This window comes from Brachyspira sp., from assembly GCF_029258575.1.
Taxonomy (GTDB): Bacteria; Spirochaetota; Brachyspiria; order Brachyspirales; family Brachyspiraceae; genus Brachyspira.
Window position 1 is genome coordinate 1 of sequence record NZ_JARHYI010000062.1, and the last position, 4198, is coordinate 4198.

Annotated in this window: 4 protein-coding genes; 1 reads left to right on the forward strand and 3 read right to left on the reverse strand. The window is 27.7% G+C overall.

Annotation, left to right across the window (positions count from 1 at the left end):
• Positions 1-246: 246 nt before the first annotated feature.
• Positions 247-765, reverse strand: a complete 519-nt coding sequence (gene dcd / locus Q1J76_RS04925; RefSeq protein WP_300367660.1) for a dCTP deaminase — start codon at positions 763-765, stop codon at positions 247-249.
• A gap of 107 nt (positions 766-872) precedes the next feature.
• Between dcd and Q1J76_RS04930 the strand changes: the two genes are divergently transcribed.
• Positions 873-2204 (forward strand): glucose-6-phosphate isomerase, encoded by a 1332-nt coding sequence (locus tag Q1J76_RS04930; protein ID WP_300367663.1) that lies wholly within the window; start codon positions 873-875, stop codon positions 2202-2204.
• A 56-nt stretch (positions 2205-2260) separates the two neighbouring features.
• Here Q1J76_RS04930 and Q1J76_RS04935 read toward each other — a convergent pair whose 3' ends face one another.
• Together Q1J76_RS04935 and Q1J76_RS04940 are read right to left on the reverse strand one after the other, a co-directional pair.
• Positions 2261-3133 carry a glycine--tRNA ligase subunit alpha gene (locus Q1J76_RS04935; RefSeq protein WP_300367665.1) on the reverse strand — a complete coding sequence of 291 codons (873 nt, stop codon included), beginning with the start codon at positions 3131-3133 and terminating at the stop codon, positions 2261-2263.
• Positions 3134-3238: 105 nt separating this feature from the next.
• Positions 3239-3781 (reverse strand): hypothetical protein, encoded by a 543-nt coding sequence (locus tag Q1J76_RS04940; protein WP_300367668.1) that lies wholly within the window; start codon positions 3779-3781, stop codon positions 3239-3241.
• Positions 3782-4198 lie beyond the last annotated feature (417 nt).

A 4198-nucleotide genomic window follows, 5' to 3' on the forward strand; every position in this document is an offset into this window, starting at 1 on the left:
AACAGTGATTTTTCTTATTGAGAGTTTCTACTGTAATAATTTCTTTCGTTATTTTATTATACTAAATATATTTCAAATGTAAAAATTTTAATAATTTCCATGAAATAAAAAAATAATTTTAAATGCTACAATCCAATCATAAAAAAAGAAATTTATAATAATCTCAGTAATTGATAAATAATAAATTTTTAAATAGAATTTTTTATAAATATTTTTACTTTATTAACTAATAAAAAATAGTTAAAATTATTTAAAATCTTTATAAAGCATACTAGGCTGAACATCTGTATTATTCTGATATTTGCTGCTTGCATACTCTTTATATTCTCCGTCTATAGTATGATAATAAAGCTGAGCTATTTCAACATTCGGATATATTATTATAGGCTTTATGCAGAAAATTTCCAAAGTCCAATAACCAGCAAAACCTACATCTCCGAAACCTGCTGTAATATGAATGAATATTCCAAGTCTTCCTATAGATGAACGTCCTTCTATCATAGGGACATATTTTTTTGTATTGGTATATTCCAAAGTTCTGCCCAAATATAATTCATTAGGCTTTAATTGATAACCGCTTTCAGGTATAATGATCTCTTCAACTTCATTTTGTTTTTTCATATCAAGTTCTTTCTCTTTGTATACTAAAAGTTTATTATGAAGTTTAACATTATAGCTATTTGAATTTAATTGTTTTCTATCGAATGGTTCTATTATTATATTTTTATCTAAATTTTTTTCTATTTCAAGTCCTGATAAAATCATTTGATTATTAATCCTGCAATTTATTATAGTTTACAAATTATTTATCTTTATTTTTCGGTATTATTATAGTATAATTTATATAGCAAAAAAAATTATGGAGTTATTAAATGCTATCTGTAAATTATAAAAATGTACTAGGATTTTTAAAAGAGCATGAATTGGAATATCTTGCTGAAAAAGCTAAATATGCAAATGAACTTTTAGAAAACAAAAAAGGTGCTGGAAATGATTTTTTAGGCTGGGTTGATTTACCTACTGAGGCTTTAAAAATGGTTAAGGAAATTGATGAATTAGGAAAAGAGATTAGGGAAAATGTTGAAGTTTTAGTATCTGTTGGTATAGGCGGTTCATATTTAGGCGGAAAGGCAGTTATTGAATCTTTCTTAAATCCTTTCTCACAGGCTAAAAAAGGAAATACTCAGGTTGTATATGCAGGTCATAACATGAATGGAGAGTATTTCAAACATTTATTGGATTATTTAGAAGGTAAAGATTTTTATATTAATGTAATATCAAAAAGTGGCACTACAACTGAGCCTGCTATAGCTTTCAGAATGTTAAAAGAATATGCTGAAAAAAGATATGGTAAAGATGGAACTTCTAAAAGAATAATAGCTACTACTGATAAGGCAAAAGGAGCTTTAAAAACTTTATCTGATGAGAATAAATACAGAACTTTCGTTATACCTGATGATGTAGGAGGAAGATATTCTGTACTTACTCCAGTAGGACTTATACCTATAGCAGTAGCTGGAATTAATATAGAAGAGTTTGTTAAAGGTTTTGATTCTATGGCTAAATTAACTAAAGAAATGGATTATAAAAAAAATCCTTCTATGTTATATGCTATGATTAGAAATGCACTTTATGCTAAAGGCTACAGCACAGAAATAATGGTAAATTATATACCTAGAATGCATTATATATCTGAATGGTGGAAACAATTATACGGAGAAAGCGAGGGTAAAGATAAAAAAGGTATATTCCCTGCTTCAGTTGATTTCTCTACTGATTTACACTCTTTAGGTCAGTTCATACAGGACGGAAAAAGAGGATTATTTGAAACTGTTATAAGAGTAGATAAAGAAGATATTGATTTAACAATGAAGAAAGAAGCTTCAGATCTTGACGGACTTAATTATTTGGATGGAAAAACTTTGCATGAGATAAATAAATCTGCATTAGAAGCTACAGTTCTTGCCCATGTTGATGGAGGAGTCCCTAATATTATACTTGATTTAGATAAAATTACTCCATTCACTATAGGAGAGCTTTTGTACTTCTTTGAAAAGGCATGTGGTATATCAGGTTATATGCTTGGTGTCAATCCTTTCGATCAGCCTGGTGTAGAAGAGTATAAGAAAAATATGTTTGCTATGCTTGGTAAGAAAGGATACGAAGAAATGGGTAAAACTTTAAGAGCTAGATTAGGAAAATAATATTATTAAAAATCATAAATACCTCTGCTAAAAGCAGGGGTATTTTTTATTTATAATTATTTATTTTTTATTAATGGATATCCAAGTTTTTCTCTTGATTCAATATAAGCAGCAGAAACTTTTTTCATAAGCTCTCTTACTCTTGCAATATATCCAGCTCTTTCTGTAACGCTGATTGCATTTCTAGCATCAAGCATATTAAATACATGTGAACTTTTCATTACCATATCATAAGCAGGGAGTATGCATCCAACCTCCAAACATTTACTACATTCTTCTTCATACTCTTTAAAATGTCTGAAATACATATCAATATCAGCCACTTCAAAATTATATTTAGAAAATTCTTTTTCGCCTTGCAAATGTACATCTCCGTATTTTATTCCATGTCCCCATTCTAAATCATACACATTATCAATATTTTGCAAGTACATACAAATTCTTTCAAGTCCATAAGTTATTTCACCAGTTATAGGTTTTAAATTTATACCTCCAACCGCTTGGAAATATGTAAATTGAGTTATTTCCATACCATCAAGCCACACTTCCCAGCCTAATCCCCAAGCACCTAAAGTAGGAGATTCCCAATCATCATGAACAAATCTTATATCATGATCTTTAAAACTTATTCCCAATGCTTCTAAACTTTGTATATATAAATCTTGAATATTTTCAGGAGACGGTTTCATTATAACTTGATACTGATAATAATGCTGGAGTCTATTAGGGTTTTCTCCATATCTTCCATCTGTAGGTCTTCTTGAAGGTTCTACATAAGCTACACTGAAAGGTTCAGGACCTAATGCTCTTAATGCTGTTGCTGGGTTAAATGTACCAGCTCCTACTTCTAGGTCATAACCTTGCTGTATTATGCATCCGTTTTCGCTCCAGAATTTATTTAATGACATAATTAAATTTGTGAAAGTCATAATTTATTTATCTCCGTTCTTTATATATTAAAAAATATTATAATGCATTCAATTATATAATATCATCAATTTTAATGCTATAACTTTATAAAAAATATTTATTAATCAATCATTTTCTGATAATAAAGTTTGCATTTCATTATAAAGTCTTAATAAATCCTCTGCTGCCCCTTTTTTTACTGTGAAATTTTGAAATCCTTCAACAGTTTCCACTCTTATATCAGTTAGTACTTTCATATCTTTTATCATATTTTCAGCATTTATACTATAGCTTCTATCCACATAAGATGTATCCATAAAATATATAGAAGTTCCGTATATTATTTCTGTTTCAGTTTTTGGAAATAATGATGTATAATTTAATGCTGTATATGTACCGTCTTCAAATTTAAGTATAATCTTACTATTAGGATTTATGCTGAATGATTCATCTGTAATATATTGAGCTTCTAGTATTATTTTATCAGTACCGCTTATACTTTTAAATCTAAATTTTACAGTTGCTGACCAAAAATTCATATTAATATAATCAGTTTGATAGAATTTCTGTCCGTAAAAAGAATCATTTATCAAATGCACTTTAGCCGCACAAGATGATAGGGATATCATCAATGCAGTAAATAATAAAAAAGTCAGTATTTTTTTCAAATATATCTCCAAATATGTTTTTTATATTATATAACCTATTTATTTTTTGTAAATAAAACATATAAGGTATAATTACTGTCATTGACATTTAAGTATATTATGTTATTATTTTATAGTAAAATATACATAATTTTAGGACTATAATATGGAGTTAAAAAGAGTTTTTGCCTGCGGAGTTAGTTGGGGTGATGGAAACCATTCATATTTTGAATAATTAAAATAGATAATTATTCTACTATTGTTTATAAATATTTTTTACTTGAAAGGAGTTATTACATATGAATAATAAGAAAATTTTATATTGCGGATGTCATTATGGGGATAATAAATATTATTCCAATTTGTTTTATAAGTATAATAGAATTTTTATAGGTTATTGGAAACAAAATGGAAATGGAGATTGGGTTGAGAATGAAC